At 51.1% G+C, this 23,232-nt stretch carries 35 protein-coding genes and 1 tRNA gene; 32 read left to right on the forward strand and 4 right to left on the reverse strand.

The genetic code is table 11. The annotated features are described in order from the left end of the window. The first annotated feature begins 6 nt into the window (after positions 1–6). The 25 genes from rplV to yihA all read left to right on the forward strand — a co-directional run bounded on the left by rplV (position 7) and on the right by yihA (position 12,487). Positions 7–351 carry a 50S ribosomal protein L22 gene (gene rplV / locus VIS48_12035; GenBank protein ID HEY9166878.1) on the forward strand — a complete coding sequence of 115 codons (345 nt, stop codon included), beginning with the start codon at positions 7–9 and terminating at the stop codon, positions 349–351. A 47-nt stretch (positions 352–398) separates the two neighbouring features. Continuing rightward, positions 399–1,040: a 30S ribosomal protein S3 gene (gene rpsC / locus VIS48_12040; protein HEY9166879.1), complete on the forward strand. Its 642-nt coding sequence runs from the start codon at positions 399–401 to the stop codon at positions 1,038–1,040. Positions 1,041–1,067: 27 nt separating this feature from the next. After that, positions 1,068–1,487: a 50S ribosomal protein L16 gene (gene rplP, locus VIS48_12045; protein ID HEY9166880.1), complete on the forward strand. Its 420-nt coding sequence runs from the start codon at positions 1,068–1,070 to the stop codon at positions 1,485–1,487. A 4-nt stretch (positions 1,488–1,491) separates the two neighbouring features. Then, positions 1,492–1,737, forward strand: coding sequence for a 50S ribosomal protein L29 (gene rpmC / locus VIS48_12050; GenBank protein ID HEY9166881.1), 246 nt, complete (start codon positions 1,492–1,494; stop codon positions 1,735–1,737). After that, positions 1,737–2,006: a 30S ribosomal protein S17 gene (gene rpsQ / locus VIS48_12055; protein HEY9166882.1), complete on the forward strand. Its 270-nt coding sequence runs from the start codon at positions 1,737–1,739 to the stop codon at positions 2,004–2,006. Before rpmC ends, rpsQ begins: the two co-directional genes overlap by 1 nt. A 14-nt stretch (positions 2,007–2,020) precedes the next feature. Then, positions 2,021–2,389, forward strand: coding sequence for a 50S ribosomal protein L14 (gene rplN, locus VIS48_12060; protein ID HEY9166883.1), 369 nt, complete (start codon positions 2,021–2,023; stop codon positions 2,387–2,389). 13 nt (positions 2,390–2,402) lie between these two features. Then, positions 2,403–2,723, forward strand: a complete 321-nt coding sequence (rplX, locus tag VIS48_12065) for a 50S ribosomal protein L24 (GenBank protein ID HEY9166884.1) — start codon at positions 2,403–2,405, stop codon at positions 2,721–2,723. A 126-nt stretch (positions 2,724–2,849) separates the two neighbouring features. Next, positions 2,850–3,428: a 50S ribosomal protein L5 gene (gene rplE, locus VIS48_12070; GenBank protein ID HEY9166885.1), complete on the forward strand. Its 579-nt coding sequence runs from the start codon at positions 2,850–2,852 to the stop codon at positions 3,426–3,428. 18 nt (positions 3,429–3,446) lie between these two features. Then, complete coding sequence (locus tag VIS48_12075) at positions 3,447–3,632, forward strand: type Z 30S ribosomal protein S14 (protein ID HEY9166886.1); 186 nt, start codon at positions 3,447–3,449, stop codon at positions 3,630–3,632. 21 nt (positions 3,633–3,653) lie between these two features. Next, positions 3,654–4,049, forward strand: coding sequence for a 30S ribosomal protein S8 (rpsH, locus tag VIS48_12080; protein ID HEY9166887.1), 396 nt, complete (start codon positions 3,654–3,656; stop codon positions 4,047–4,049). A gap of 17 nt (positions 4,050–4,066) precedes the next feature. Further along, a complete protein-coding gene (gene rplF, locus VIS48_12085; GenBank protein ID HEY9166888.1) occupies positions 4,067–4,612 on the forward strand; it encodes a 50S ribosomal protein L6 in 546 nt (181 codons plus the stop codon). Positions 4,613–4,630: 18 nt separating this feature from the next. Then, entirely contained in the window at positions 4,631–5,002 is a 372-nt protein-coding gene (gene rplR, locus VIS48_12090) for a 50S ribosomal protein L18 (protein ID HEY9166889.1), read from the forward strand. 14 nt (positions 5,003–5,016) lie between these two features. Further along, positions 5,017–5,589, forward strand: a complete 573-nt coding sequence (gene rpsE / locus VIS48_12095) for a 30S ribosomal protein S5 (GenBank protein ID HEY9166890.1) — start codon at positions 5,017–5,019, stop codon at positions 5,587–5,589. Beyond that, positions 5,586–5,774 carry a 50S ribosomal protein L30 gene (gene rpmD / locus VIS48_12100; GenBank protein HEY9166891.1) on the forward strand — a complete coding sequence of 63 codons (189 nt, stop codon included), beginning with the start codon at positions 5,586–5,588 and terminating at the stop codon, positions 5,772–5,774. Before rpsE ends, rpmD begins: the two co-directional genes overlap by 4 nt. Before the next feature lie 11 nt (positions 5,775–5,785). Beyond that, positions 5,786–6,250 (forward strand): 50S ribosomal protein L15, encoded by a 465-nt coding sequence (gene rplO, locus VIS48_12105; GenBank protein HEY9166892.1) that lies wholly within the window; start codon positions 5,786–5,788, stop codon positions 6,248–6,250. Between the two features lie 3 nt (positions 6,251–6,253). Next, positions 6,254–7,600, forward strand: a complete 1,347-nt coding sequence (gene secY / locus VIS48_12110) for a preprotein translocase subunit SecY (GenBank protein HEY9166893.1) — start codon at positions 6,254–6,256, stop codon at positions 7,598–7,600. Between the two features lie 6 nt (positions 7,601–7,606). After that, positions 7,607–8,374 carry a type I methionyl aminopeptidase gene (gene map, locus VIS48_12115; GenBank protein HEY9166894.1) on the forward strand — a complete coding sequence of 256 codons (768 nt, stop codon included), beginning with the start codon at positions 7,607–7,609 and terminating at the stop codon, positions 8,372–8,374. After that, positions 8,367–8,585, forward strand: coding sequence for a translation initiation factor IF-1 (gene infA / locus VIS48_12120; protein ID HEY9166895.1), 219 nt, complete (start codon positions 8,367–8,369; stop codon positions 8,583–8,585). The genes map and infA overlap by 8 nt, the downstream gene beginning before the upstream one ends. A 7-nt stretch (positions 8,586–8,592) precedes the next feature. Continuing rightward, positions 8,593–8,709 (forward strand): 50S ribosomal protein L36, encoded by a 117-nt coding sequence (rpmJ, locus tag VIS48_12125; GenBank protein ID HEY9166896.1) that lies wholly within the window; start codon positions 8,593–8,595, stop codon positions 8,707–8,709. A gap of 15 nt (positions 8,710–8,724) precedes the next feature. Continuing rightward, the gene (gene rpsM / locus VIS48_12130) at positions 8,725–9,108 is read left to right on the forward strand and encodes a 30S ribosomal protein S13 (protein ID HEY9166897.1); all 384 of its coding nucleotides are present in this window, start codon (positions 8,725–8,727) and stop codon (positions 9,106–9,108) included. 18 nt (positions 9,109–9,126) lie between these two features. Continuing rightward, positions 9,127–9,513 (forward strand): 30S ribosomal protein S11, encoded by a 387-nt coding sequence (gene rpsK / locus VIS48_12135; GenBank protein ID HEY9166898.1) that lies wholly within the window; start codon positions 9,127–9,129, stop codon positions 9,511–9,513. A 22-nt stretch (positions 9,514–9,535) separates the two neighbouring features. Next, a complete protein-coding gene (gene rpsD / locus VIS48_12140) occupies positions 9,536–10,168 on the forward strand; it encodes a 30S ribosomal protein S4 (protein ID HEY9166899.1) in 633 nt (210 codons plus the stop codon). 87 nt (positions 10,169–10,255) lie between these two features. Next, positions 10,256–11,245, forward strand: a complete 990-nt coding sequence (locus tag VIS48_12145; GenBank protein HEY9166900.1) for a DNA-directed RNA polymerase subunit alpha — start codon at positions 10,256–10,258, stop codon at positions 11,243–11,245. Between the two features lie 13 nt (positions 11,246–11,258). Beyond that, on the forward strand, positions 11,259–11,726 hold the full coding sequence (gene rplQ / locus VIS48_12150; GenBank protein HEY9166901.1) for a 50S ribosomal protein L17: 468 nt from the start codon (positions 11,259–11,261) through the stop codon (positions 11,724–11,726). Positions 11,727–11,890: 164 nt separating this feature from the next. Further along, the gene (gene yihA / locus VIS48_12155) at positions 11,891–12,487 is read left to right on the forward strand and encodes a ribosome biogenesis GTP-binding protein YihA/YsxC (protein ID HEY9166902.1); all 597 of its coding nucleotides are present in this window, start codon (positions 11,891–11,893) and stop codon (positions 12,485–12,487) included. Positions 12,488–12,538: 51 nt separating this feature from the next. On the opposite strand, the gene VIS48_12160 is transcribed toward yihA, so the two are convergent. From VIS48_12160 to VIS48_12170, 3 genes are all read right to left on the reverse strand, one after another. Further along, positions 12,539–13,672, reverse strand: a complete 1,134-nt coding sequence (locus VIS48_12160; GenBank protein HEY9166903.1) for a hypothetical protein — start codon at positions 13,670–13,672, stop codon at positions 12,539–12,541. Beyond that, complete coding sequence (locus tag VIS48_12165; GenBank protein HEY9166904.1) at positions 13,669–15,099, reverse strand: cytochrome ubiquinol oxidase subunit I; 1,431 nt, start codon at positions 15,097–15,099, stop codon at positions 13,669–13,671. Before VIS48_12165 ends, VIS48_12160 begins: the two co-directional genes overlap by 4 nt. Before the next feature lie 59 nt (positions 15,100–15,158). After that, positions 15,159–15,242: transfer RNA gene (locus tag VIS48_12170), tRNA-Ser, on the reverse strand. Positions 15,243–15,352: 110 nt separating this feature from the next. On the opposite strand from VIS48_12170, the gene VIS48_12175 reads away from it, so the two are divergent. Next, positions 15,353–15,778 (forward strand): hypothetical protein, encoded by a 426-nt coding sequence (locus VIS48_12175; GenBank protein ID HEY9166905.1) that lies wholly within the window; start codon positions 15,353–15,355, stop codon positions 15,776–15,778. A 37-nt stretch (positions 15,779–15,815) separates the two neighbouring features. On the opposite strand, the gene VIS48_12180 is transcribed toward VIS48_12175, so the two are convergent. Beyond that, a complete protein-coding gene (locus VIS48_12180) occupies positions 15,816–16,469 on the reverse strand; it encodes a peptidylprolyl isomerase (protein HEY9166906.1) in 654 nt (217 codons plus the stop codon). Positions 16,470–16,644: 175 nt separating this feature from the next. On the opposite strand from VIS48_12180, the gene VIS48_12185 reads away from it, so the two are divergent. The 6 genes from VIS48_12185 to VIS48_12210 are packed head-to-tail and all read left to right on the forward strand — an operon-like array spanning position 16,645 to position 23,231. After that, entirely contained in the window at positions 16,645–17,100 is a 456-nt protein-coding gene (locus VIS48_12185) for a hypothetical protein (protein HEY9166907.1), read from the forward strand. Positions 17,101–17,111: 11 nt separating this feature from the next. Beyond that, positions 17,112–18,437, forward strand: a complete 1,326-nt coding sequence (nusA, locus tag VIS48_12190; GenBank protein ID HEY9166908.1) for a transcription termination factor NusA — start codon at positions 17,112–17,114, stop codon at positions 18,435–18,437. A 25-nt stretch (positions 18,438–18,462) separates the two neighbouring features. Then, entirely contained in the window at positions 18,463–21,246 is a 2,784-nt protein-coding gene (infB, locus tag VIS48_12195) for a translation initiation factor IF-2 (protein HEY9166909.1), read from the forward strand. Positions 21,247–21,281: 35 nt separating this feature from the next. Then, a complete protein-coding gene (rbfA, locus tag VIS48_12200) occupies positions 21,282–21,632 on the forward strand; it encodes a 30S ribosome-binding factor RbfA (GenBank protein ID HEY9166910.1) in 351 nt (116 codons plus the stop codon). Further along, positions 21,619–22,284 (forward strand): tRNA pseudouridine(55) synthase TruB, encoded by a 666-nt coding sequence (gene truB / locus VIS48_12205; GenBank protein HEY9166911.1) that lies wholly within the window; start codon positions 21,619–21,621, stop codon positions 22,282–22,284. The genes rbfA and truB overlap by 14 nt, the downstream gene beginning before the upstream one ends. After that, positions 22,281–23,231, forward strand: a complete 951-nt coding sequence (locus VIS48_12210; GenBank protein ID HEY9166912.1) for a bifunctional riboflavin kinase/FAD synthetase — start codon at positions 22,281–22,283, stop codon at positions 23,229–23,231. The genes truB and VIS48_12210 overlap by 4 nt, the downstream gene beginning before the upstream one ends. The last annotated feature ends 1 nt before the right edge of the window (position 23,232 follow it).

Here is a 23,232-nt window from a genome sequence, read left to right on the forward strand (position 1 = left end):
TAACAAATGGAATCACGTGCTGTCGCAAAGTATATCGGTTCGTCTCCGAGAAAGATGAGATTGGTAGTAGATCTCATCCGCGGAAAGAGCGTCGGACAGGCGCTTTCAATTCTTCATTTTTCCCCGAAGCATGCATCGAAAGATGCGGAGAAGGCGCTGCGTTCTGCCGTCTCAAATATCATGAACCGGGAAGATGTCGGTAAGCTCGACGAAGAGAGCCTGTTCGTGAAGGAAATATTTGTTGACGGCGGACCGGCTGCGAAAAGAGTTTTGCCTGCACCCCAGGGACGCGCGTACAGGATACGAAAAAGAAGCAACCATATCACGGTTGTAGTGGCAACGAAAGAATGAAACGATGAGCTATCAGATGAAAGCAATCGTCTACAACGGAGGAACTTTTGGGACAAAAGACTAATCCTATCGGCTTCAGACTTGGCATTACACGCGACTGGGATTCGACCTGGTTCGAGCGAAAAGGATATTCCGCGCTTCTCACGGAAGATGAAAGAGTGAGGAACTATCTGCGCAGTCGATTGAACAAGGCGGGAGTCTCCCGACTTGTAATCGAACGGAAAGGAAGCCAGATGACGGTCTCCATTCACACAAGCCGTCCCGGGATTGTCATAGGTAAAAGTGGAAAAGACGTGAATCAGCTTGAGGCCGAATTGAAGAAACTTACCGGACGGGAAGCTGTCAAAATAAAGACTTTTGAGATAAAACGCCCTGAACTCGATGCGTACCTGGTTGCCGAAAACATCGCAACTCAGCTCGAGGGAAGAATAAATTTCCGTCGTGCGATGAAGAACGCGATCACATCAGCTTCCAGGATGGGAGCAGAAGGTATCCGCGTCATGTGCGCGGGCCGGCTCGGCGGGTCGGAAATTGCCCGCACTGAACAGTACCGCGAAGGAAGGGTCCCTCTTCACACGCTTCGCGCCGACATCGATTACGCCAGCGTGGCGGCCAGAACGATTTACGGCTTGATCGGCGTAAAGGTTTGGATTTGCCGCGGCGAAGTTTACGGACCGCTGCCCAGATAATCATCCGACGGACAGGAGAACTTAGAAATGTTAATGCCAAAGAGAGTTAAGTACAGAAAAACCCAGAGGGGAAGGATGCGCGGCAAGGCCCTGCGGGGAAGCACCGTAGCATTCGGCGACTTCGGTCTGAAGGCGCTCGAGCCCGGGTGGATAACTGCACGGCAGATTGAAGCGGCGCGCGTCGCGCTGACAAGACAGATGAAACGCGACGGAAGAATCTGGATCAGGATATTTCCCGATAAGCCCGTGACAAAAAAGCCGGCCGAGACGAGAATGGGAAAAGGAAAAGGCATGCCCGAGTTCTGGGTCGCTGTCGTGAAACCGGGCAGAGTCATGTTCGAAGTCGGAGGAGTTGCAGGACCTCTCGCGCAAGCGGCACTCAGGCTTGCTGCTCACAAGCTCCCGATAAAAACGAAATTTGTCGTAAGAATGGATTACGAGGATTGAGACAATGATAAAGCCCCATGAAGTCCGTGCGCTGTCCGAGAAGGAAATCTCCCAGCGCATAAAGGATAACCTCGAGGCACTGGACAAGATCAAGTTTCAAAAAGCCGTCGGCGGTGAAGTCAAGAACCCGGTCCAGGTTCGGTTCTTGAAAAAGGAAATTGCCGAGATGAGAACAATTCTGAGGGAACGCGAGATTGAGGCGAAGAAAAATGCCGGCGCGGTCGAGACAAAGAAGAACGAGGGTAACTGATGGAAGCCACGGCTGAAAAAAGAAATCTGAGAAAGACCAGGATCGGAAAAGTGGTCAGCAACAAGATGCAGAAATCGATCGTTGTGAGTATCGAGAGACTCGTTCCACATCCGATCTATAAGAAGTATTCGAAAAGGACGACAAAGCTGACAGCGCACGACGAGAAGAATGAAGCAAAGATCGGCGACATCGTAAGGATCATGGAAACCCGACCGCTGTCCAAGAGCAAGCGCTGGCGCCTTGTAGAAGTTGTCGAAAAAGCGAAATAACGGAGGTTTAGAAATTGATTCAGGAAGAGACCAATCTCGTTGTTGCTGACAACTCGGGCGCGAAGAAAGTTCGCTGCATAAGAGTGCTCGGTGGACATGACAGGCGTTATGCAGGACTCGGCGACTTGATCGTGGTCGCTGTGAAGCAGGCGATCCCCGGAGCCGAAGTGAAGAAAGGCGACGTGTCGCGAGCGGTCGTCGTCAGGACGAAGAAAGAATACAAGCGGTCCGACGGAACATTCATCCGGTTTGATGAAAATGCCGCGGTACTGTTGAACGCGCAGGGAGAGCCCCGCGGCACCAGAATATTCGGCCCCGTCGCGCGTGAGCTTCGAGATAAACAGTTCATGAAAATTGTTTCACTCGCCCCTGAAGTTCTTTAAGAAAGGTTTTGTAATGCACGTCCATAAAAATGACATGGTATTGGTAATCAGTGGTAACTCGCGCGGGAAGACCGGCAAGGTACTCAGGGTGATCCCCGACAAACAGAGAGTTCTCGTCGAAGGCGTCAACGTGAGAAAGAAGCACACCCGCCCGACTGCCAAGATGCCCGCAGGCGGCATCCTGGAGAGAGAACTTCCGATCCACTCGTCGACCGTGATGGTGATTTGTCCGAAGTGCAACAACGCAAGCCGCCTCGGGTACGCTACCGTCGCGGGATCGGGAGGACGGACGCAGAGAATGAGAGTCTGCAAAAACTGTAACGAAATGTTTTAATCGGGTCTGAACATGGCCAAAGAGCAAAAAGTACAAACCGAACAAAAAGACAAAAAAGAGAAAAAAGAGAAGAAGGGCAAAGCCGAGGCTCAGGAGAAACATGTCCCCGAACCGCCGGAAGAAAAGGTGCCTCCCCGCCTGTACGAACAGTACAAGAAGGACCTGATCCCTTCGCTGATGAAAAGGTTCGGCTATAAAAACACGATGCAGGTTCCGAAGCTGGAGAAGATTTCCATCAACTGCGGCGTCGGGGCGGCGACACAGGATCAGAAAATCCTCGAAACGGTCGTGCGTGAGCTTACGATCATTTCCGGCCAGAAGCCTTCTATCAGGAAATCCAAGAAGGCGATCTCAAACTTCAAGCTGCGCGAGAATATCCCGATCGGTTGCAAGGTGACTCTGCGAAAAGAGAAGATGTTCGAGTTCATGGACCGGTTGATCAGTCTCGCGATTCCCCGGGTGCGCGACTTCAGAGGCGTACCGGACAAGTCGTTCGACGGTCGCGGTAATTACACGCTCGGGTTGAAGGAACAGATTATTTTCCCCGAGATAGATGTAGATAAGGTGGAAAGAATTTTCGGCATGGATATCACTTTCGTGACAACTGCCAAGACCGACGAGGAAGCGTACGAGTTGTTGAAAGGATTTGGAATGCCTTTCAGAAAACGTGAAGCGTCCGAAGGTGCCTTCGGATCGGCTGCCTAATTCGAAAGGAGTAACTGAGTGGCGCGTACAGCAATGATAGTTAAAGCCCGGCGGGCGCCTAAGTACAAAGTAAGGAAACATAATCGCTGCCAGATATGCGGACGTCCGAGAGCGTATTATCGCAAGTTCGGCGTTTGCCGCATCTGTTTCAGAAAGTTGGCCCTGGACGGATTGATTCCGGGCATCAAGAAAGCAAGTTGGTAATTTAATTAGGAGTGGAAGTCGATGTCTATGACTGACCCAATCGCCGATTTTCTCACACAACTGAGGAATGCGGCAACTGCGCGCCACAGAAGAGTAGATGTGCCGGCGAGCAATTTGAAAAAAGCGATAACGAGAATTCTATTTGAGCAGCATTACATAGACAAGTATACCGAGCTCGATACGACGTCTCAGGGAGTTATTAGAATCTATCTGAGGTATTTCAACGGCAAGCCGGTCCTTTCAGGATTGCGCCGGGTCTCGGTGCCGGGACGCCGCGTGTATGCGGCGGCGGATGAGATGCCCCGCGTGTTGAACGGCCTCGGTGTCGCGATAGTCTCCACCAACCGCGGTGTCATGACAGACAAGGACGCCCGGCGCCTGAATGTCGGCGGCGAAGTAATCTGCTATATCTGGTAATCATAAGGAGTTTCTAAGTGTCACGCATAGGAAAAAAACCGGTCGCGATTCTGAAAGGAGTCACGGTTCAGGTTTCCGACGGTGTTCTCAAAGTGAAAGGCCCAAAGGGAGAACTTTCAGCCGTCCTTCATCACGACATCTCGATGGAGATCGGCGCGGAACAGGTTCAGGTCAAGGTCCAGGGCGGAGACAATTTCCATAACGCTCTGCACGGACTCTGGAGATCGCTTCTTAACAACATGGTCAACGGAGTCGTAAAAGGCTACGAGAAGAAACTTGAAATTGTCGGCGTAGGCTATCGTGCAGAGATGAAGGGACAAAATGTGCAGCTGGTCCTCGGCTTCTCTCACCCGATCCTTTTCAAACCACCGCAGGGTGTCAAGATCGAGACGCCATCACCGACAAACATCACGATCTCCGGAACCGACAAGCAGCTCGTCGGCCAGATCGCGGCGAAAATAAGAATGTTCCGTCCGCCCGAACCCTATAAAGGCAAGGGTATCAAGTATGAGAATGAATACATCCGCCGTAAGGCCGGAAAAGCTGCAGCAGCGGCAAAGTAAAACTTCGAGGTTTTTGTAATGGGACATCTTGAGCAAAAGAAAGAACGGCACGAAAGAGCAAGACGAGGACTCAGGAAAAGACTTGTCGGCACTACTGAGCGGCCGCGGCTGATTGTCTACAGAAGTCTGAAACACATATACGGCGCGATCGTCGACGACACCGTCGGCAAGACACTTCTCCAGGTCTCCAGCCTCAACAAGGAAATTGCGGATCAGCTGAAAGCCGCAAAAGGCAAGACTGCTGTCAGTAAGCTTGTCGGTACCGCGCTGGCAAAGAAAGCGCTCGAGAATAAAATACAGCAGGTTGTGTTCGACCGTGGAGGTCACCTGTACCATGGCCGGCTTAAGGCGTTCGCGGATGGCGCACGCGAAGGCGGACTCAAATTTTAAAAGGTATCTGAGAGATGAAACTAAAAGACCTGAAGAACGCAGAGAGAATCAAACCGGACCAGACGGAACTCAAAGAGAAACTGGTCCACATAAACCGAGTCGCAAAGGTTGTTAAGGGCGGACGCAGGTTCAGCTTCAACGCCATCGTCGTTGTCGGCGACAGCAAAGGGAACGTCGGGATCGGACTCGGCAAAGCGAACGAGGTCAACGACGCGATCAGCAAGGGCGTCGATGACGCGAAGAAGAATGTTGTACATGTCGCTATTTTGCGAGGGACCGTTCCGCATTCCATAGTCGGAAAATTCGGAGCGGCAAAGGTTCTCCTGAAACCTGCAACACCGGGCACCGGTGTGATTGCGGGCGGTGGAGTTCGCGCGGTACTGGAATCCGCAGGAGTCCAGGACGTGCTCACAAAATCTATGGGCTCGTCAAATCCTCATAACGTAGTAAAAGCCACGATGCGAGCTCTCCTTGCTCTCAATGATGCGCACATGGTTTCCCGCAAAAGAGGAATGCAGACTCACGAACTTTTCGACACAGGAAGCGGCGACGCCAATCCCGGCAGCGAGACACAGGTGCCGAAATGAAATCAGGCAAGAAGATTAAGATCACTCAGATAGCAAGCACGATCGACAGACCCGAGCCTCAGAAGCTGACGATCAAAGCGCTCGGTCTTGGGAAGATCAGGAGAACGGTTGTTAAGCTGGATACGCCTCAGATCAGAGGAATGATCGCGAAAGTTCAACATCTGGTCCGCGTCGACGAGGCATAGGAGATATTGAAATGAATATTCTTGGTAATCTGAAATATGCCCCCGGGGCGCGAAAGAAAGTAAAGCGTCTCGGACGCGGTGTCGGATCTGGCCACGGTAAAACGGCCGGCAAAGGCCACAAAGGGCAACGTTCGCGTTCGGGCGACCAGCAACGTCCGTGGTTTGAGGGCGGCCAGATGCCGCTCAACCGCCGAATTCCTAAATTTGGCTTCCACAGCCCCTTTCGGGTCGAGTTTCAGGTAGTGAATGTGTCCACTCTTGGAAAGCTCGCTGAAGCGGGCAAGCTGACAGGCGGAGTCGTCACTCCCGAAATTCTTTACAAGGTCGGAGCTGTCTCGAAGAAACTGCAGCCGGTAAAGATTCTCGGCGACGGAGCGTTGACGGCAAAACTTGACGTCACGGCAAATGCGTTCAGTGCCTCGGCACTGGAAAAAATAAAAGCAGCAGGCGGCACAGGAAAAACACTCGAGTCATAAGAAATGTCGAGATTAACTGAAAGTCTAAGAAATATTTTCAAGGTAGAGGACCTCCGGAAGCGGATCCTCTACAGCGCGGGCTTACTTATTGTGGTGCGCGTGGGAGCGCACATAACTCTGCCGGGAGTCGATGCTTCATTGCTTGCCCAGGCGGTAAGAAGTCAGGCGCAAAATACGCTCTTCGGTCTGTACGACCTGTTCGCGGGCGGTGCTTTCCAGAATGCGGCCGTATTCGCACTCGGAATAATGCCGTACATAAGCGCGTCGATCGTCATCCAGCTGCTCGGAGCAGTTGTCCCGTATTTCCAGAAGCTCCAGAAGGAAGGCGAAGAGGGACACAAGAAGATAACCCAGCTCACACGTTATGGTACAGTTCTCGTGAGCGCCCTGCAGGGTTGGGGAGTGAGCGTGAGGCTTCAGAGCATGACCGCTCCAGGAAGCGGATTCCCTGTTGTGCCGGAAGTTGTCCGCGGCCTCGGCTTCACGATCTCTACGGTCATCGTTCTTACCGCGGGGACGATCTTCATGATGTGGCTCGGCGAACAGATTACCGAGAAGGGTGTCGGAAACGGGATCTCTCTCATCATTTTCATCGGCATCATCGCGAGATTCCCTAACGCGGTGCTTGACGAGTTCCAGGTCGTCAGTTCAGGCCAGAGAGGACTCATCGGCGAACTTGTGGTGATCGCTCTCATGGTTGCAATTGTCGCCGCAGTGGTTCTTATAACGCAAGGCACGAGAAAAGTACCGGTCCAGTACGCAAAGCGTGTCGTCGGGCGAAAAGTGTACGGCGGAGTCACTCAGTATATCCCGGTCCGGGTCAATACCGCCGGAGTTATGCCGATCATCTTTGCCCAGTCGATAATGTTCGTGCCCCAGACGATATTGACATTTTTTCCGGAGAATGACTTCATGCAGAGCATAGCCGGATATTTTTCCTATACGTCGTTTGTTTATTCTTTCATATACGCACTGCTGATAGTCTTCTTCACTTACTTCTATACTGCGATCGCTTTCAATCCGAAAGATGTTGCGGACAATATGAAGAAGCAGGGCGGGTTTGTTCCGGGGATCAGACCGGGACAGCACACATCCGATTTCATCGACAACATTCTCACGAAGGTGACGTTGCCGGGTTCCATATTCCTCGCTATCGTCGCGATATTGCCGGCATTCATGTCGAAATTCGGAGTCAGCGCGACATTTGCTTCTTTCTTCGGAGGAACGAGCTTGTTGATTATTGTTGGAGTGGTGCTCGACACGCTTCAGCAGGTTGAATCACAATTGGTGATGAGGCATTACGACGGTTTCATGAAGACAGGAAAACTGAAGAGCCGTCGCTATTCCTGAGAGTTTATGATAACAGTTAAGACTGCCCGCGAGATCGATCTGATGCGCGAGGTAGGGAAAGTGGTCGGAGGCATCCTGGACACCGTCGAGAAATACGTGAAGCCGGGAGTGACCACGAAGGAGTTAGATCAGATCGCAGAAGATTTTGTTCTTTCACAAGGTGCAAAGCCCGCGTTCAAGGGATATGGTTTCGACAGGAGAAACTTGTTTCCCGCGACGATTTGTCTTTCGATCGACGACCAGGTGGTGCATGGTATCCCCGGTCCGCGAAAACTCGAAGAGGGTCAGCTTCTTTCCGTTGATGTCGGCGCGATAAAAGCAGGTTACTATGGCGATGCCGCGAAGACATTTGCGGTCGGTGAGGTCTCTGACAAGAAGAAGAAGTTGATGGAAGTTACCAGGAAAGCTCTTTTCATCGGAATCGAAAATGCAATTTCCGGCAACCATGTCGAAGATATTTCGGAGGCGGTCCAGGAATATGTAGAGAGCAACGGATTTTCAGTTGTCCGGGATCTCGTCGGTCACGGAATCGGGACGAAGCTCCATGAGGATCCCCCGGTTCCGAATTTCGGAAAGAAGGGAAAGGGACCTCTTCTGCGAAACGGGATGACACTGGCAATCGAACCGATGGTAAACGCGGGATCATATAAAGTTTATACAGCGAGAGATGGATGGACCGTCTTTACATCCGACGGCGAGCCGTCCGCTCATTTTGAGCACACTGTAGTCATCAACGATGGTAAACCAGAAATATTGACATCATCAAATGGCTAAACAGGGACAAATCAAGGTCGACGGTACGATTACGGAGACCTTACCTAACGCGACGTTTCGCGTCAAGCTCGAAAACGGGCACGAAATATTCGCACACATATCAGGAAAAATGAGAATGAATTTTATCAAGATTCTCGTCGGCGATAAGGTCACGGTGGAGCTTTCACCGTACGATCTTAGCAAAGGGAGAATCGTTTATCGGTACAAGTGAGGAAGCGATGAAAGTAAGAGCATCAGTAAAGAAACTCTGCGACAACTGCAAGATCATAAAGCGCAAAGGTGTCGTGAGAGTTATCTGCAAGAAGAACCCTAAACACAAACAGCGCCAGGGTTAATAAAGGAGAACGAATTTGGCAAGAATAGCAGGAGTCGATCTGCCTAAAAACAAACGTGCAGAGTACGGACTGACGTACATTTTCGGAATCGGTCACGCCTCCGCGCTCGAGATCCTCGACAAAGCAGGAGTAGAACCGGGGAAACATGTCGGCGAACTTGGTGATGACGAAGTTGCAAGGATCCGCCAGGTCATCACGACAGAATACAAAGTCGAGGGCGCACTCCGCAGTGAGACGCAGATGAATATAAAGCGGCTGATGGACATCGGGAGTTACCGCGGCCTCAGACATCGCAAAGGATTGCCGGTTCGCGGTCAGAGGACCAGGACGAACTCCCGTACGCGCAAAGGCAAGAGACGAACGGTCGCAGGTAGAAAGAAAGCGATCGCGAAGAAGTAAAGAACAGGAGAAATTGAATTGGCAAAGGCTGCAGGCAAGAAAAGAAAAAAGACATCGGTTGATGCGCACGGTATCGCTCATATAAAAGCGACCTTCAACAACACCGTGGTTGCGCTGACGGATATTTACGGAAATGTCGTTTCATGGTCGTCGGCAGGGAAGCACGGGTTCAAAGGTTCCCGCAAGAGCACGCCGTACGCCGCGCAGGTAGTAGGCGAGGCGGCCGCGAAAGAGGCGGTCAACCTCGGTATGAAGAAGGTCGAAGTGCTGGTCAAAGGCCCGGGTTCCGGACGGGAGGCAGCTATCAGGTCTCTACAAACGGGTGGGCTTGAGATCACAAGTATCCGGGATGTCACCCCGATACCGCATAACGGCTGCAGGCCGCCAAAGCGACGCAGAGTGTAAAAAGAAATTTTCGGAGCATTAAATGGCAAGATATATCGACGCAAGTTGCAGACTTTGCAGGAGAGAAAGACAGAAGCTTTTCCTGAAGGGCGTGAAATGTTATACGGACAAGTGTCCGCTCGAACGGCGCAATTACGCGCCCGGCGAACATGGCAACCGGAGACGTTCGAAGGTGAGCGAGTACGGCGTCCAGCTCAGAGAAAAGCAGAAGGTGAAGAGGATATACGGCGTGTTTGAACAACAGTTCAGGCACTACTTCCAAATGGCTACGCATCAGAAAGGGAGAACCGGAGAAAATCTGCTCCGGCTCCTGGAGCGGAGACTTGACAACGTCCTCTATAGACTTGGTTTCGCCCCGTCAAGGAAATCCGCCAAGCAGCTCGTACTGCATGGACATTTTACCGTGAACGGAAGACACGTAGACATCGGATCGTATCTCGTGAAGGCAGGAGACGTTATAAAAGTTTCAGACAGAAGCAACCAGCTCGATATCATTCACTCTTCATTGAAAAGGGTCAAGGATGGAATGCTCCCGTCATACCTGCAACTCGACAAGGCTCAGCTGACAGGGACGTTCCTGCAAGTGCCGGAGCGGTCCGAGATTCCGCTGCCCGATGTGAACGAACAACTCATCGTCGAACTGTACTCCAAATAATATCTGACGACGGTGCTGAAGAGCATGTCCCGACTAATTATGAGAACAGGGACGAGCAAACTAAAATTTAAATGAGGTGAAAATCTAATGAGCGCTGTAAAATTGCAAATGCCGGAGACAATTGTTTTAGATCAGTCGAATTACAGCAACACTTTCGGACGATTTATCGCTGAACCGCTCGAGCGAGGATACGCCACCACTCTTGGCAATTCATTCAGAAGAGTTCTACTCTCTTCCATTCCCGGCTGGGCATTTACCCATTTCAGGATACCAGGCGCGCTCCACGAATTCTCGACCATCAAGGGGATGTCTGAAGACCTGGTCGACTTTACACTGAACCTGAAAGGCGTCAGGATAAAACTTATCGACAAGAAGTTGAACAAGATAAACTTGAAGCTTAAAGGCCCGATGGAATTCACCGCGGAGGAAATTCAGAGGCAGTACCCGCAGGTAGAGGTTCTTAATCCCGGCCACCATATTTGCACGTTGAGCGACTCGAAAGAGATCGAGATCGAGTTGAGAGTCAGCCGCGGGAAAGGTTACGAAGCTGCGGAAGATCATAAACTTGCCGAAGCACCGGAAGACCTGGTATCGGTCGATGCGCTTTTCGCGCCTATCATGAACGTCAGGTTCTTTGTCCAGCCCTACGGTGTGGGTGAAAAGACGACGCTCGAGAGACTGACGCTGGAAATTGAGACCGACGGCTCGATCACGCCTGAAGACGCCGTTACAACTGCAGCCAAGATCCTCCAGGACCACATCCAGCTTTTCCTGAACCTGGGAATTCACCAGGAGTCGCAGGAAGAAGGATCGGCACAGGAGGAAGAGGCAGCCCGCATCAGGAAACTCCTGAAGATGTCGGTGGACGAGCTCGAGCTATCCGTGCGCGCGCACAACTGCCTGAAGGCTGCCAACATCCACACGATCTCTGAACTCGTCAACAAGGATGAAGCCGAGCTCCTTCGCTTCAGGAATTTCGGGAGAAAATCGCTCGCAGAGCTGGCCGAGAAGATCGGAAGCATGGGACTTAATTTCGGAATGGATGTCACCAAGTATCTGAAAGACGATAACGAGTAGGAGTTTTTCTTAAATGAGACATTTGAACTCAGGCAGAAAGTTAAAGAGAACTGCGAGCCATCGTAAAGCCTTGATGCAATCTCTTGCGACAAATCTTATACTATACAAGCAGGTGCGAACGACGCTTGCTAAGGCGAAGGAAACGCGAATCTACATCGAGCCGTTGATCACCAGAGCAAAGAAGGACAGCGTTCCTGCGCGGAGACTCATTTCAAGGTTCATAAAGAATAGGGAAGCATTGAAGATACTCTTCACCGAAATTGCGCCGAAGGCTCAGGACAGACCGGGAGGTTACACGCGGGTCATCAAGTTGGGTCAGCGGCACGGCGACGGCGGTGAGGTAGCGATAATCGAACTTGTGGATTTCAACGCGGCCGACGAAGCTGAGAAGCGCCGCAAACCCGCTAAGGAAAAAGAAGAGACTTCCAAAGAAGCCCCGGTCGAGGAAAAGAAGGCTGAAGCGTCCGCTGCCAAGAAGTGACGGTCCAATTTCTTTCCCCTCTGTCCCGACCATAATTCCTCGAATTCAATTCATTCATCCCGCTATGCGCGAAATACGCAACAGAGGGATATTTCGGCAATTGAAGTTGTCGCCGATAATGTGTAAATTATATCTGTTAAAGAATTATGATGGGGAACGACCTTATGAAAATTGACACGGCGAAATTCGTGACAAGCGCTGTCGATTACACCCAGGTGCCTGATACCGATTTGCCGGAGGTCGCATTCATCGGACGGTCCAATGTCGGGAAATCCTCGTTGATCAATAAGCTCTGCAACAAGAAGAGCCTGGCACAGGCAAGTTCCACTCCCGGAAAGACACGCTCACTGAATTTCTTCCTGGTAAACGACGGAAACTATTTCGTCGATCTGCCGGGGTATGGGTATGCTATTGCACCTGAACATATGAAATCGAGCTGGGCTAAACTAGTTGAGACTTACTTGCAGGAACGCAAGCAGCTAAAGCTCGTGATACAGATTCTCGATGCGCGACACGAGCCGATGGAGCTTGACAAGATAATGATCGGTTGGCTGGAGTTCTACAAAATACCGTATGTGATCGTGATGACGAAAGCCGACAAGCTCTCACAGAACAAGATGAACACGCATATGGCGCGCGCAAAGGCGCAACTCCCCAACCTGAAATTCTGCCAGTGCTTCCTCCCCTTCTCGGCCGTCTCCGGCCAGGGACGACCTGAGCTGATCAAACTCATACAGGATTTCACCCAGTCCATAGACTGAACACTCGGTTTAATAAGTCAGCGGGCAGGTCAACCGCCCTGCTCGCTTTTTTTATGCTTTCAGCTCGCTCTTTCTTACTTCTGCAACCTTCGATAACATCCACCCCACAATTGCGAGGCCCAGGACGAAAAGGACGAGGAACAGGATCAACGGGCTCCATTGAATGTTGACCGCCTCCTTTGACACATCGCGGTATCTCGAAATTTCTGTGTTCTGAACCCACTGCCTGGTAATGGCGTTTAGTGTAACTACCAGGAACTGCGCGACTGCGGCGGAAATGGCCGCTCGTTTCGTCACCCCTCTTCGCTGATCGCGGAGCGCAAGCCACACCAGTCCGGGAGACACCGCAGTCAGTATCAGGATCATGTGCATCAGCGGCTCGCTGTTCTGCCTGGCCATGGTAAACCTATCGAGAGTCCAGAATATGTACCACGCTCCTGTCACTGCAAACCAGATCATTCCCAACGTGAAGAACCGGAATGCAAACTTGCCTGCCCAGCCCCGGTATTCTTCGGTCGTTTCTTCCTTCCGGAAGAAGGCCGCATCGACAGTGATGTACACAGCTGTGGTCATAATCGCGATTCCGAACATCATCAGCCATCGGGGAAATAAGGTCGGGTCGCTGGTGTTCAATGCTATACCGGTCGGAGCGCCGGCGACATTGGTCCGATTAAAGATCCCTATCCAGTTGTCTACATTCACCATAAGACTGAAATTGTTCGCGAACAGGAACCCGATTATGATAAACAAGATCGAACTTACCCAGGCGGACGTCATCGCGAATCTTGTTCTGCGCTGCTTTCGTACGCTCAGCGAATATGCGTAGACGCCGTAGTAGGCTACGAGCAGGAGTATGATCACGCTGAACCAAGCCCAACCGATAAGCACTCCCGCGGGATAATAGAATTGGTAATAGCCCACCTGGGTGAACAATAGTGGCACGATGCCGAGGTTCACCCCGATGGCAACTATGATCGGCATACTCTTGCCTAGCCGGTTCGCGAGGAGTTCAGAATTCCCTTTGCCGAACGTTCCGAAGATCGCGACCAACACCATCCCGGCGTACCAGATATTCATCGGGATCATATGAAGAATGAAGCCGAGCACCTTGAAAGTTGTGATGAACCAGAACGGCGCGGGATTGCCGAGCGGCGACGAAGGTCCGATTAGGTCTTGTGGATTCATTTCATCATTCCTCCTTTCCCCGTCAATGCCACGTCATTGTTCTTCAGACTCTCTCTTCTCGTGAACTTCATACCGGCGGGCGATTGGAATGCTATGCTTGAAATATATTTTGAGAGAACCGTCGCCTCCTCCTCGGTGCCGCACCACGGTGGCATGAAGAAGTGTGCCTTGTCGAGGTGAGTGACGACGGTATGAATCATATCCTCGTTCCATCCTCTGGCCAACTCGGCAACAGATGAGAATCCTTTTGATGAATGGCAATCGTTGCAGTGGTACTGGAACAGCAGTCGTCCGATCGCAATCTGATCGGGTTCGGGAAGCTGGAGCAGCTTGCTGCTGACGACTTTTCCGTCCTTGTCAAGGAGCTGCGGGTAATTTTGTTTTACATATGCTTTCGTCCATGTCCCACCGTTGATATATCCCGATCGCTGGAGTTCGGGTATCTCGGAGACCAGGACATTATTTCCAGTGACATAGTTATAGATTATGTAAGGTTTCCTCACGCCTTCTCTGATGAATTCGCCAGTGCTGGTGGTGGCGACGCCGAGAATGAAATACAGAATTGCAAAGCCCTTGTTGATCCAGCCCGGCTGTCTGAATGGTCCGAAGTACAGCATCAGGAAAACGATTGCCGTCGCGCCGAATATCAATGCGACCAAAATATTCAATGCGCTCGCACCGACCATCGCCGCCTTTGCGCTTTCGGGGAGATTGATCTGCCACCAGGCACCTCCGATCGTCACAAGTACGGCGCCGGCCATCGACCATCTTGCAGCCCGGTTTTCAACCAGGGCGAGAAGCTGTTTATCGTTCTTCAGCTTGAAAGCAGCGTGAAGGTAAACATAAAGCGATGTGAGCAAAAGAGAAGCGCCCGTCCGCGCGATAATCTGCGGATACGTCTGAGGATTAAAAAACGCGGTCCACATCGAATGGCCGGGAGTCCACTTTCCGATGTCGAGTTGAAATGCGGTTATCGCGGTAATTAGTACCAGACTAATAAAAGCCGACACGGCATATATCCAGCCGATCGTCGTATGAACTTCCGGCTTCAATTTTCCCCAGTAATAGAAGAAGATAAAAGCAGACACTATTTCAAGGACGAAGAAAACGTATTCCATCGCCCAGCCAAAGACAAATATGTGAATGAGAGATTCTGTTGCAAGAGGAGATGCAAGACCGATAGTCCACCAGATGCCCACTCCTGTAATCGCACCGAAGACCACTGTGAGCAAAATGAAGAAGAATGTGTGCGAGTGAAGATAATCGAGAAGTGCCTTGTTGTTGATTTTGTAAGCGTGACTGACCTCTCCTGCGAGGAAAAGACCGCCTCCAACGGCATACAGAGAAACGAAAACGTGAAGTGTTGCGATAAGAGCGATAAGCATTGGAGAAGTCAGATCATGAACATACCACCAAGGATAGTGCATACAATCCTCCTTGCCGCCAGGTTAATTATTCGTATCCGTGTTCTGTCAAAGAAAGGGAGCGGAGGGTGAGGGACTCGAACCCCCAAGCCCCGAAGGGCGCCGGTTTTCAAGACCGGTGCATTAGCCGATTCTGCCAACCCTCCATGTAACAATCTGTCAAATGAGCGGAACTGCGTCACTAAATTACTAAACCAGGAAACTCCATGCAATCGCAAGTCCACCTGTCTTTGTGATAGCAACGCTGGGGCGACGCATGCATCGCACTAACATTCGCCCCAACAAGGGGGAGAATCTGTCCGCATCCATTCTATTAACTCCCTCCCTCGCAGCTCAGTTCACGATGCAGCTCACATGCTCAGGAACCGAGATCGACATCTATGCACAGAGATTTGACCAGGTCGGATATCTTTATGTACCACTACCATCAATAACTCTTGCCGGTGACGTTGCGAACGACCAGGGGGCAGATGAAGATTCTCTGGGGCGCGTCGGGATCCGACACGTTGCCGAACACCATCGTTCGATCTTATACCGTCTGGATGGGAGTCAAATTAACAGGTCTTTTGGGCAAAACGTCTTTTGTCGGGAAACGGTCGCGAGTGGAAGCACTCTCACATACCTGCCCCCACTGAAAGCCCTGTCATTAACTCTGGCGGGACTTTCTTTATCGTGCGGCTGAAGTCATTAGGATGACAGATCAACTGCCTGAATGAAATCTACTTCAGCGCCTCAGGCTGTGTTTGTTTCTGAGCTCGCAGGAAAATCACAGTATAAACCCCGAGCTTCAACGGAGCCGTGAACTCTCCCGGCTTAAGATCGTTCAGGGCGTCGATAACATCATCGGGGTACCTGTTGATATCAATTTTGCCCAGGTATCCGCCTTTCGCTTTTGTGGGCGCGATCGAGTACTGTACGGCGAGAGTATCAAAACTTTTCCCGGCTTTCAAATCTGTATAGACCTGATTCGCACTCTCAGAATTGGAAAGACGAATTTCAGAGAGCTCCATCATGATTGGAGGAACATATATCACGTGCGCAGTCTGGTCGATCTTCATCTGGATCGCCTTGTTATCCGACATCGCGGGTGAGTACCGCCACTGAAGCACGCATCCTATGGCAAGCGTGTCCCATAATGGATCGCCGCTCGAGTTCTCGAGACTTGCTTGTTTGACCATGCCATCAGTCGAAATCAAGAGATGCATCTTGAGATAAAAGTCATTTGATGTCACATTGCTGGGCAGTTTCGGAAAGGGAGTCCTCTCGATCAGGGTCGGAGGAGTGACGTTTGATCCTAATCCTTCCAGTGCTGCACAACCGCTCATTGTGAGGGCAAGGACGGAGAGGCCTAGAAACAGCTTAAATGCTGACATGTTTCCCCCTATTGTTAATCGCTACTACTTTACGAAGATATTCCAAATGAGTCAAGAACGGCCTTTCAAGCCCGGGGTGCTTCGTCGGGGTTGATAAAGTGCAGTGAGAACGCTATATTTCTCTAACTCCGACGCGTAGCCCGGAATTTCTGGGCTATTTTTTTTAGAGGACATATTGAAAAGCGACAAAATAGAAGAATTAATGACGTTGGTACGACCCACGGTCGAAGGGCAAGGAGCATTCCTCGTGGACCTGAGCCTGAAAGGCGAGGGCAGAAGACAGCTCGTTGAGGTCTTCTGCGAAACCGAGCGTGGGATCACTATCGACGAGTGCGCCGAAATAAGCAGGAAAATATTGCCGCTGATCGACGGGTCTAATATACTCGGCGAGAGTTTCAGATTGGAAGTGTCCTCACCTGGAGTGGGTTCGGTTCTCAAGGACCGTCGTCAGTTCAAGCGAAATCTGGGAAGACTCTTCTCGGTAAAGTACCGCGAAGGCGAGGAAGTTAGGTTTGCTGAAGGTGAATTGTCCGATCTTACGGACGACAAGATTTGTTTGAAGACTGGGAAGGATGATCTCAAATTGGGAATAGATTCGATATTGGAAGCGAGAGTTAAAATAAGATGGTGACAGGAGGATAAATGCACGCCGAGAAAAGTGAAATCATCTCTGCTTCGGCGGAGATTGCCAAAGAAAAAGGCATCGACAAGGAAGTCGTCTCGGAAATTCTTGAAGAGGTCTTCACCGGCATAGTGAAGAAGAAATACGGCGAAGACGTTGAAACAGATATAGTCACCAACGTTGACCGCGGAGAAATTGAGATATATGTAATCAAGAACATAGTGGAGCATGTGGAGAACCAGGCGAAGGAAATCAGCCTAGAGACTCTGAAGCAGCTCGAACCGGACGGTGAGTTTGAGATCGGTGATCAGTACCCCGAGCAAGTGCCTCCCGAAGAACTTGGCCGTCGACTCGTTGTCTTCGCAAGGCAGACGTTTCTTCAGCGGCTTCATGAATACGAGAAAAATGTAATCTATGACGAATACAACAAGATGATCGGGGAGATCGTGGTCGGAGAGATCTATCAGGTGAAAAGAGATTTCATTCTCGTGAACCACAATAGACGTGAATTGTTCCTCCCGAGATCCGAACAGATTTCCAACGAGCACTATCGCAAGAATTCGACAATCAGAGCGGTGGTGAAGGAAGTGAGAAAGGGAACGTCCGGACCTCAGGTGATCATTTCGCGGGCCGACCCGATGTTTCTGAAAAAACTCTTCGAAATGGAGATCCCGGAAATATTCGACGGCGTCGTGGAAATTAGAGCAATAGCCAGGGATCCCGGCAAGCGGGCAAAGGTTGCCGTGCTGTCGACCGATTCGCGGGTTGATGCGGTCGGTGCGTGCGTCGGCATGAAGGGCGTGAGGATCCACTCGATAGTTCGCGAGCTCAATAACGAGAATATTGATGTCCTTCTCTATTCGGATGATCCGGCGCAGTTCGTCGAACGCTCGTTGACGCCCGCGAAGGTAACCCGCGTCGTGGTAGACAAGGAGAATAGGAAATCGCAGGTTTGGGTGGACACTAACCAGGAATCGGTGGCCATCGGAAAAGAAGGGATAAATGTGAAACTCGCTTCCCGGCTCACAGGATTCGACATCGACCTCATGAGAGAGGGCGTTGCACCGGAATCGAAGGGCGCCGCGAGGGAGAAGACAGGTACGGAGATGTACGACATAGACTTGTCCGAGTTCAAGGAAGAACTCGGCGAGGGGTTGCTCACAAAATTTCTCGATGCCGGGTATCTCACTGCGAGAAATGTCCTGGAAGCAACGGAAGAGGAGATCAAGCTCGATGTAGCGGTACCTGACGAAGAAATTGCAAAAATAAAAGAGATGATGCGTAAGGAACTCGAGGAAGAACCGGAAAATGAATCCCCCGATAGTTCCACTGTGCAAGACGAATAGGTCCTAGAGAAAGGCTACTCTCAGCATGGCTGAAAGCACTGCAAAGAAAAAACTCGTGACGAAGGTCGCTTCTGAATTTCAGGTCTCTGCGGATCAGATCGTGGATTTTCTCAAGTCAAAAGGCCACGACAAGGTCAAACGCACGTCCTCGGTGGACGAAAAGATGTACACCGAGGTTGCCGCACATTTCAAGAAAGAGCTTGATCAGGTAGAGAAACGACAGAAGATCAAAGAACACCTCACTGAGAAACAAGAAGAAAAAATCGCGGTAAAGAAACTTGTCGACACGGTGACTGTTGAAAGGCACCCGGTTGAGTCCAGGATCGAGACCGCTCCTCCGCCGGAAGGCGCAGTCGTTGAAACAGGTCCAACCGCTTTAACCGGCAAGCCGCAGGTACTTGATACCACCCCGCACGAAGTTGGCGGTCAGGTGGTAGGAGCCGGGCAGGAAGCCGGCGAGGTTGAAATTGTCGAAGAACCGGCATCTAAGGAGACACTCCTTGCTCCGGAAGAGACAGAGGATGTGACTTCGGACGTCAAAGAAACGCATGAGGCCGGTCGCAAGGTTACGACAGACCAGGCACCCGGCACTTCGCGCGTCGAGAAAAAAGCGGCTGTCCCTCCTGCTGAGGAGACTGGATTGAAGATACGCGGCCGGATGGACCTCAGAACCGGCCAGCTTATCAGCGAAGAAGAAATGCGGCTGAGGAGAGAGCTGGAGGAAGCCCAAAAGAAGAAGAAAGAAGCCGAAGCTCTCCTTGGCACCGAATCGTCCGCCTCAAAGAAGAAGAAAAAGAAAAAGAAGAAGATCAGGGAAGAGAGTGCAGAAGTCGCCCCCACTGCGGAAGTCACCGAGGATGAAGCCAAGAAACGCAAGAAGAAAAAGGGAAAACACCCTGACGTGGATCAGGCGGAAGTGGACCTCGCGTTCAGTCGGACGATGGCGAGCCTTGAAGACGCCGGTGATTCCGACCGCAATGCAATCCGAAGGAAGAAGAAAAAAGAAAAAATGGAAGCTCAGCAGCGCGAGATAGAGAAACAAGAAATTGAAAAGCGCAAGCTGAAACTACCCGAGTTCGTGTCGGTTGGAGAACTCTCGAAACTTATGAATGTCGACGTGGCCGATGTTATTTCGAAATGTATTTCCCTCGGCTTGATGGTTTCCATTAACCAGAGGTTGGATCTCGAGACGATTACTCTTCTCGCGGACGATTTTGGGTACGAAGTCGAGTTGCAGGAAGAATACACCGATGAGGTCCTCGAAGATAGAACCGATGCAGCCTCGACATTGAAGACCAGACCGCCCGTTGTCACGATCATGGGACATGTTGATCATGGCAAGACTTCTCTCCTGGACTTCATCAGGCAGACTAATGTCGTCGCCGGGGAGGCAGGAGGTATTACACAGCACATCGGAGCTTACCAGGTCAGGCTTCCGAGCGGAAAACAAATCACTTTTCTAGATACTCCCGGCCACGAAGCCTTTACGGCCATGCGCGCCAGGGGTGCTCAGGTGACCGATATAGTCATCCTTGTCGTCGCAGCAGACGACAGCGTCATGCCTCAGACCATTGAAGCGATTAATCACGCCAGGGCAGCAAATGTCCCGCTCCTCGTTGCAATCAACAAGATGGATCGCCCTGAGGCCAACCCCGACAGAATCAGGAAACAGCTTGCGGACCAGGGAGTCCTTCTTGAAGAGTGGGGCGGTAAGGCGCAGTCCGTAGAGATATCAGCTAAGAAAGGAACGAATGTCGAACTTCTCCTCGAGAAAGTCCTGCTCGAGGCCGAGGTCCTGGACCTGAAGGCGAATCCTGACAGGCTCGCGAGAGGTATCGTTATTGAATCGACAGTGGATAAAGGTCGTGGAGTGGTGGCAACAGTCCTCGTCCAGAAGGGAACTCTCAACGTAGGCGACCCGTTCGTCGCCGGCACAAGCAGCGGACGCGTACGCGCAATGACTGACGAGAGAGGCAACAAGATCGAATCGGCTCTCCCCTCGATGCCGGTGCAGGTGATCGGTTCGGATGAGCTCCCGCTTGCTGGCGATGTAATAGTTGCGGTGGAAAACGAAAAGGTCGCCCGCGACATTAGCAATCGCAGAAAAATAATTAAACGCGAACAGGAGATGCGCGGCACCCAGCATCATATCACCCTCGAAGAAATTTCCAAGGAAATAAAGGAAGGTATGATCAGGCAGCTCAGCATCGTCGTGAAAGGCGATGTCGACGGATCCGTGCAGGCACTCAGCGACTCTCTGGCTAAACTTTCGAATGATGAAGTCAGAGTGGAAGTCATTCACAAAGCGGTGGGCGCAATCTCCGAGTCGGACGTCCTGCTTGCAGCCGCATCAAACGCGATCATCTTAGGATTCCATGTCAGACCCAGCGCTGCCGCGAGGAAGTTGGCCGAATCCGAGTCGGTAGACATAAAACTGTACAGCATCATATACGACGCGATTGAGAATATCAGAAAAGCACTTGAAGGAATGCTCTCACCGGAAGTCCACGAAGAAATTGTCGGGACGCTGGAAGTCAGGCAGATTTTCAAGGTCCCCAAGTTCGGAACAGTGGCAGGCTCGTATGTATCCGACGGCAAAATCCAGCGGAGCAACAAGATACGCCTGGTTCGAGACGGGATCGTGGTTCTGGAAGGCTCCATCGCGTCTCTCAAGAGATTCAAGGACGATGTGCGAGAAGTCGAACAGGGTTACGAATGCGGTGTGAGTCTCGAGAATTTTAACGACATCAAAGTCGGAGACACGATCGAAGCATTCGTCATCGTCGAGACCCAGCGCACGCTTGCGTGATCGATGCTCCCAATACTGAATTTAGAATCATAGAAATGTCCGTCAGAACTGAAAAGGTTGCCCATTTGATAAAGGAAGAAGTGGGATCGTTAATCGAGCGTGACTATCGCACTTCGGAGATGGGATTCATTACAGTCACGAAAGTCACCATGTCCCCCGATCTAAGGCTTGCGAAAATTTATCTCAGCATATTTGGTGATAACAAGACAAAAGAACGAACTCTTTTCTTGCTTAACGAATCGAAAAAAGATATCAGACGTTATATAGGCAGCAGGGTCAGACTTAAGTTTACTCCCGAAATAGCGTTGTTCATCGATGATACATTGGACTACGTCATGAATATTGAAGAGCTTCTCAAGAAGGCACATGAGCATGATGGCAAGTGATGGAGGAAGCATAATCCCGGTCTACAAGCCGAGAGGAATTACTTCGTTTGAGGTCGTGCGGATTGTGCGGAGAGAGCTCAATCTCAAGAAGGTAGGCCATGCAGGGACTCTCGATCCGCTCGCAGAAGGCCTCCTGATTCTCCTGACCGGAAGCAAAACTAAGATGATGGATGAACTTCTGAAGGTCGGTAAAGAGTATGTAGCGACGCTAAAACTCGGAAGCGTTTCGAAAAGCCATGATCTGGAAACGGAATTGGTGGTGAGAGCTCCGTATGTGAAGGTCTCGGAGACCGAAATCAGAGAATCATTGAAGAAATACAGAGGGCAGATTGAACAGGTCCCTCCCGAGTATTCTGCGGCATGGGTAAATGGAAAGCGAGCTTATAACCTGGCGAGAGAAGGAGTCCGGTTTAAACTGAAACCGAAAGTCGTAACCATTTCCGAAATCGAGGTTGTCAGTTACATATCGCCCGCCCTCGTTCTGCGTATCGCTTGCTCGAGTGGAACATATGTGAGGAGCCTTGCAAGGGATATAGGCGAAGATCTCGGATGCGGCGCTGTGCTGACGGAACTGGTGAGGACCCGGATCGGTCCCTACAGCGTCGAAAACGCAATCCGCCTTGACGAACTCAAATTGAGATTCGCGTCATGATACGCTACTCTATCGACGAGATGCGCTTCGATCCGAAATCTGTGGTCACCGTCGGCACATTCGACGGGTTGCATGTCGCACATCAGAAGATCTTACAAACTCTCACTGAAAAAGCGAAAGCCATCCGCGGAAGAAGTGTAGCGATAACTTTCAAGCCGCATCCTCAGGAAATACTCGGTAAGAAAAAAGTCGAGCTCCTTCTTACCGAGGAAGAGAGAGTCCAGACGTTAAGCGAGGCCGGAGTCGACGAAGTCTGCCTCATCAAATTTGACAGGGATTTCTCTCTCGTTACTGCCGAGGAGTTTCTTGTGGAGCTTGTTCGCGGAAGAATTGGCTTGAGTGAGCTAGTGCTCGGGTACAGCCACACTTTCGGACGCGGCGCCGAGGGAAATGTCGCATTTGCAACAAAGGTCGGCGCGAAGATCGGATTTAAGGTCGACTCGATTGATGCGATAAAGATCGATGGAAATATTGTGTCGACGTCAAACATAAAGAGATTGCTGAAAAACGGGAACCTCGCGCTCGCGAATCGGATGCTCGGCCGGCCTTACGCGATCGATGGCTATGTGATCAGAGGAGACGCGAGAGGCCGCACGCTTGGTTATCCGACAGCGAATCTGAGACTCGTCGACGAGAGAATACTATACCCTTCTAACGGTGTTTATATCGTCGAAGCACACGTTGAAGGAGATAGGTTCACGGGTCTGGCCAGCGTCGGAGTGAGACCAACCTTTGAAGAAAGCACCACTGTTACACTGGAGGTATGGATATCAGATTTCCACAGAGATATATATGGCAAGAAAATCAGGGTATCGTTCATTCATCGGCTGCGCGACGAACTCAAATTCGATTCCCCGGAGCAGCTGATCTCCCACATGGATGCCGACAAAGCGATGATGAACGAATATCTAGTAAGAACTTTGAACAAACAAAAGCAGGAGTTTTAAG

The sequence above is a fragment of the Candidatus Kryptoniota bacterium genome (assembly GCA_036567965.1).
Classification (GTDB): domain Bacteria; phylum Bacteroidota; class Ignavibacteria; order Kryptoniales; family JAKASW01; genus JAKASW01.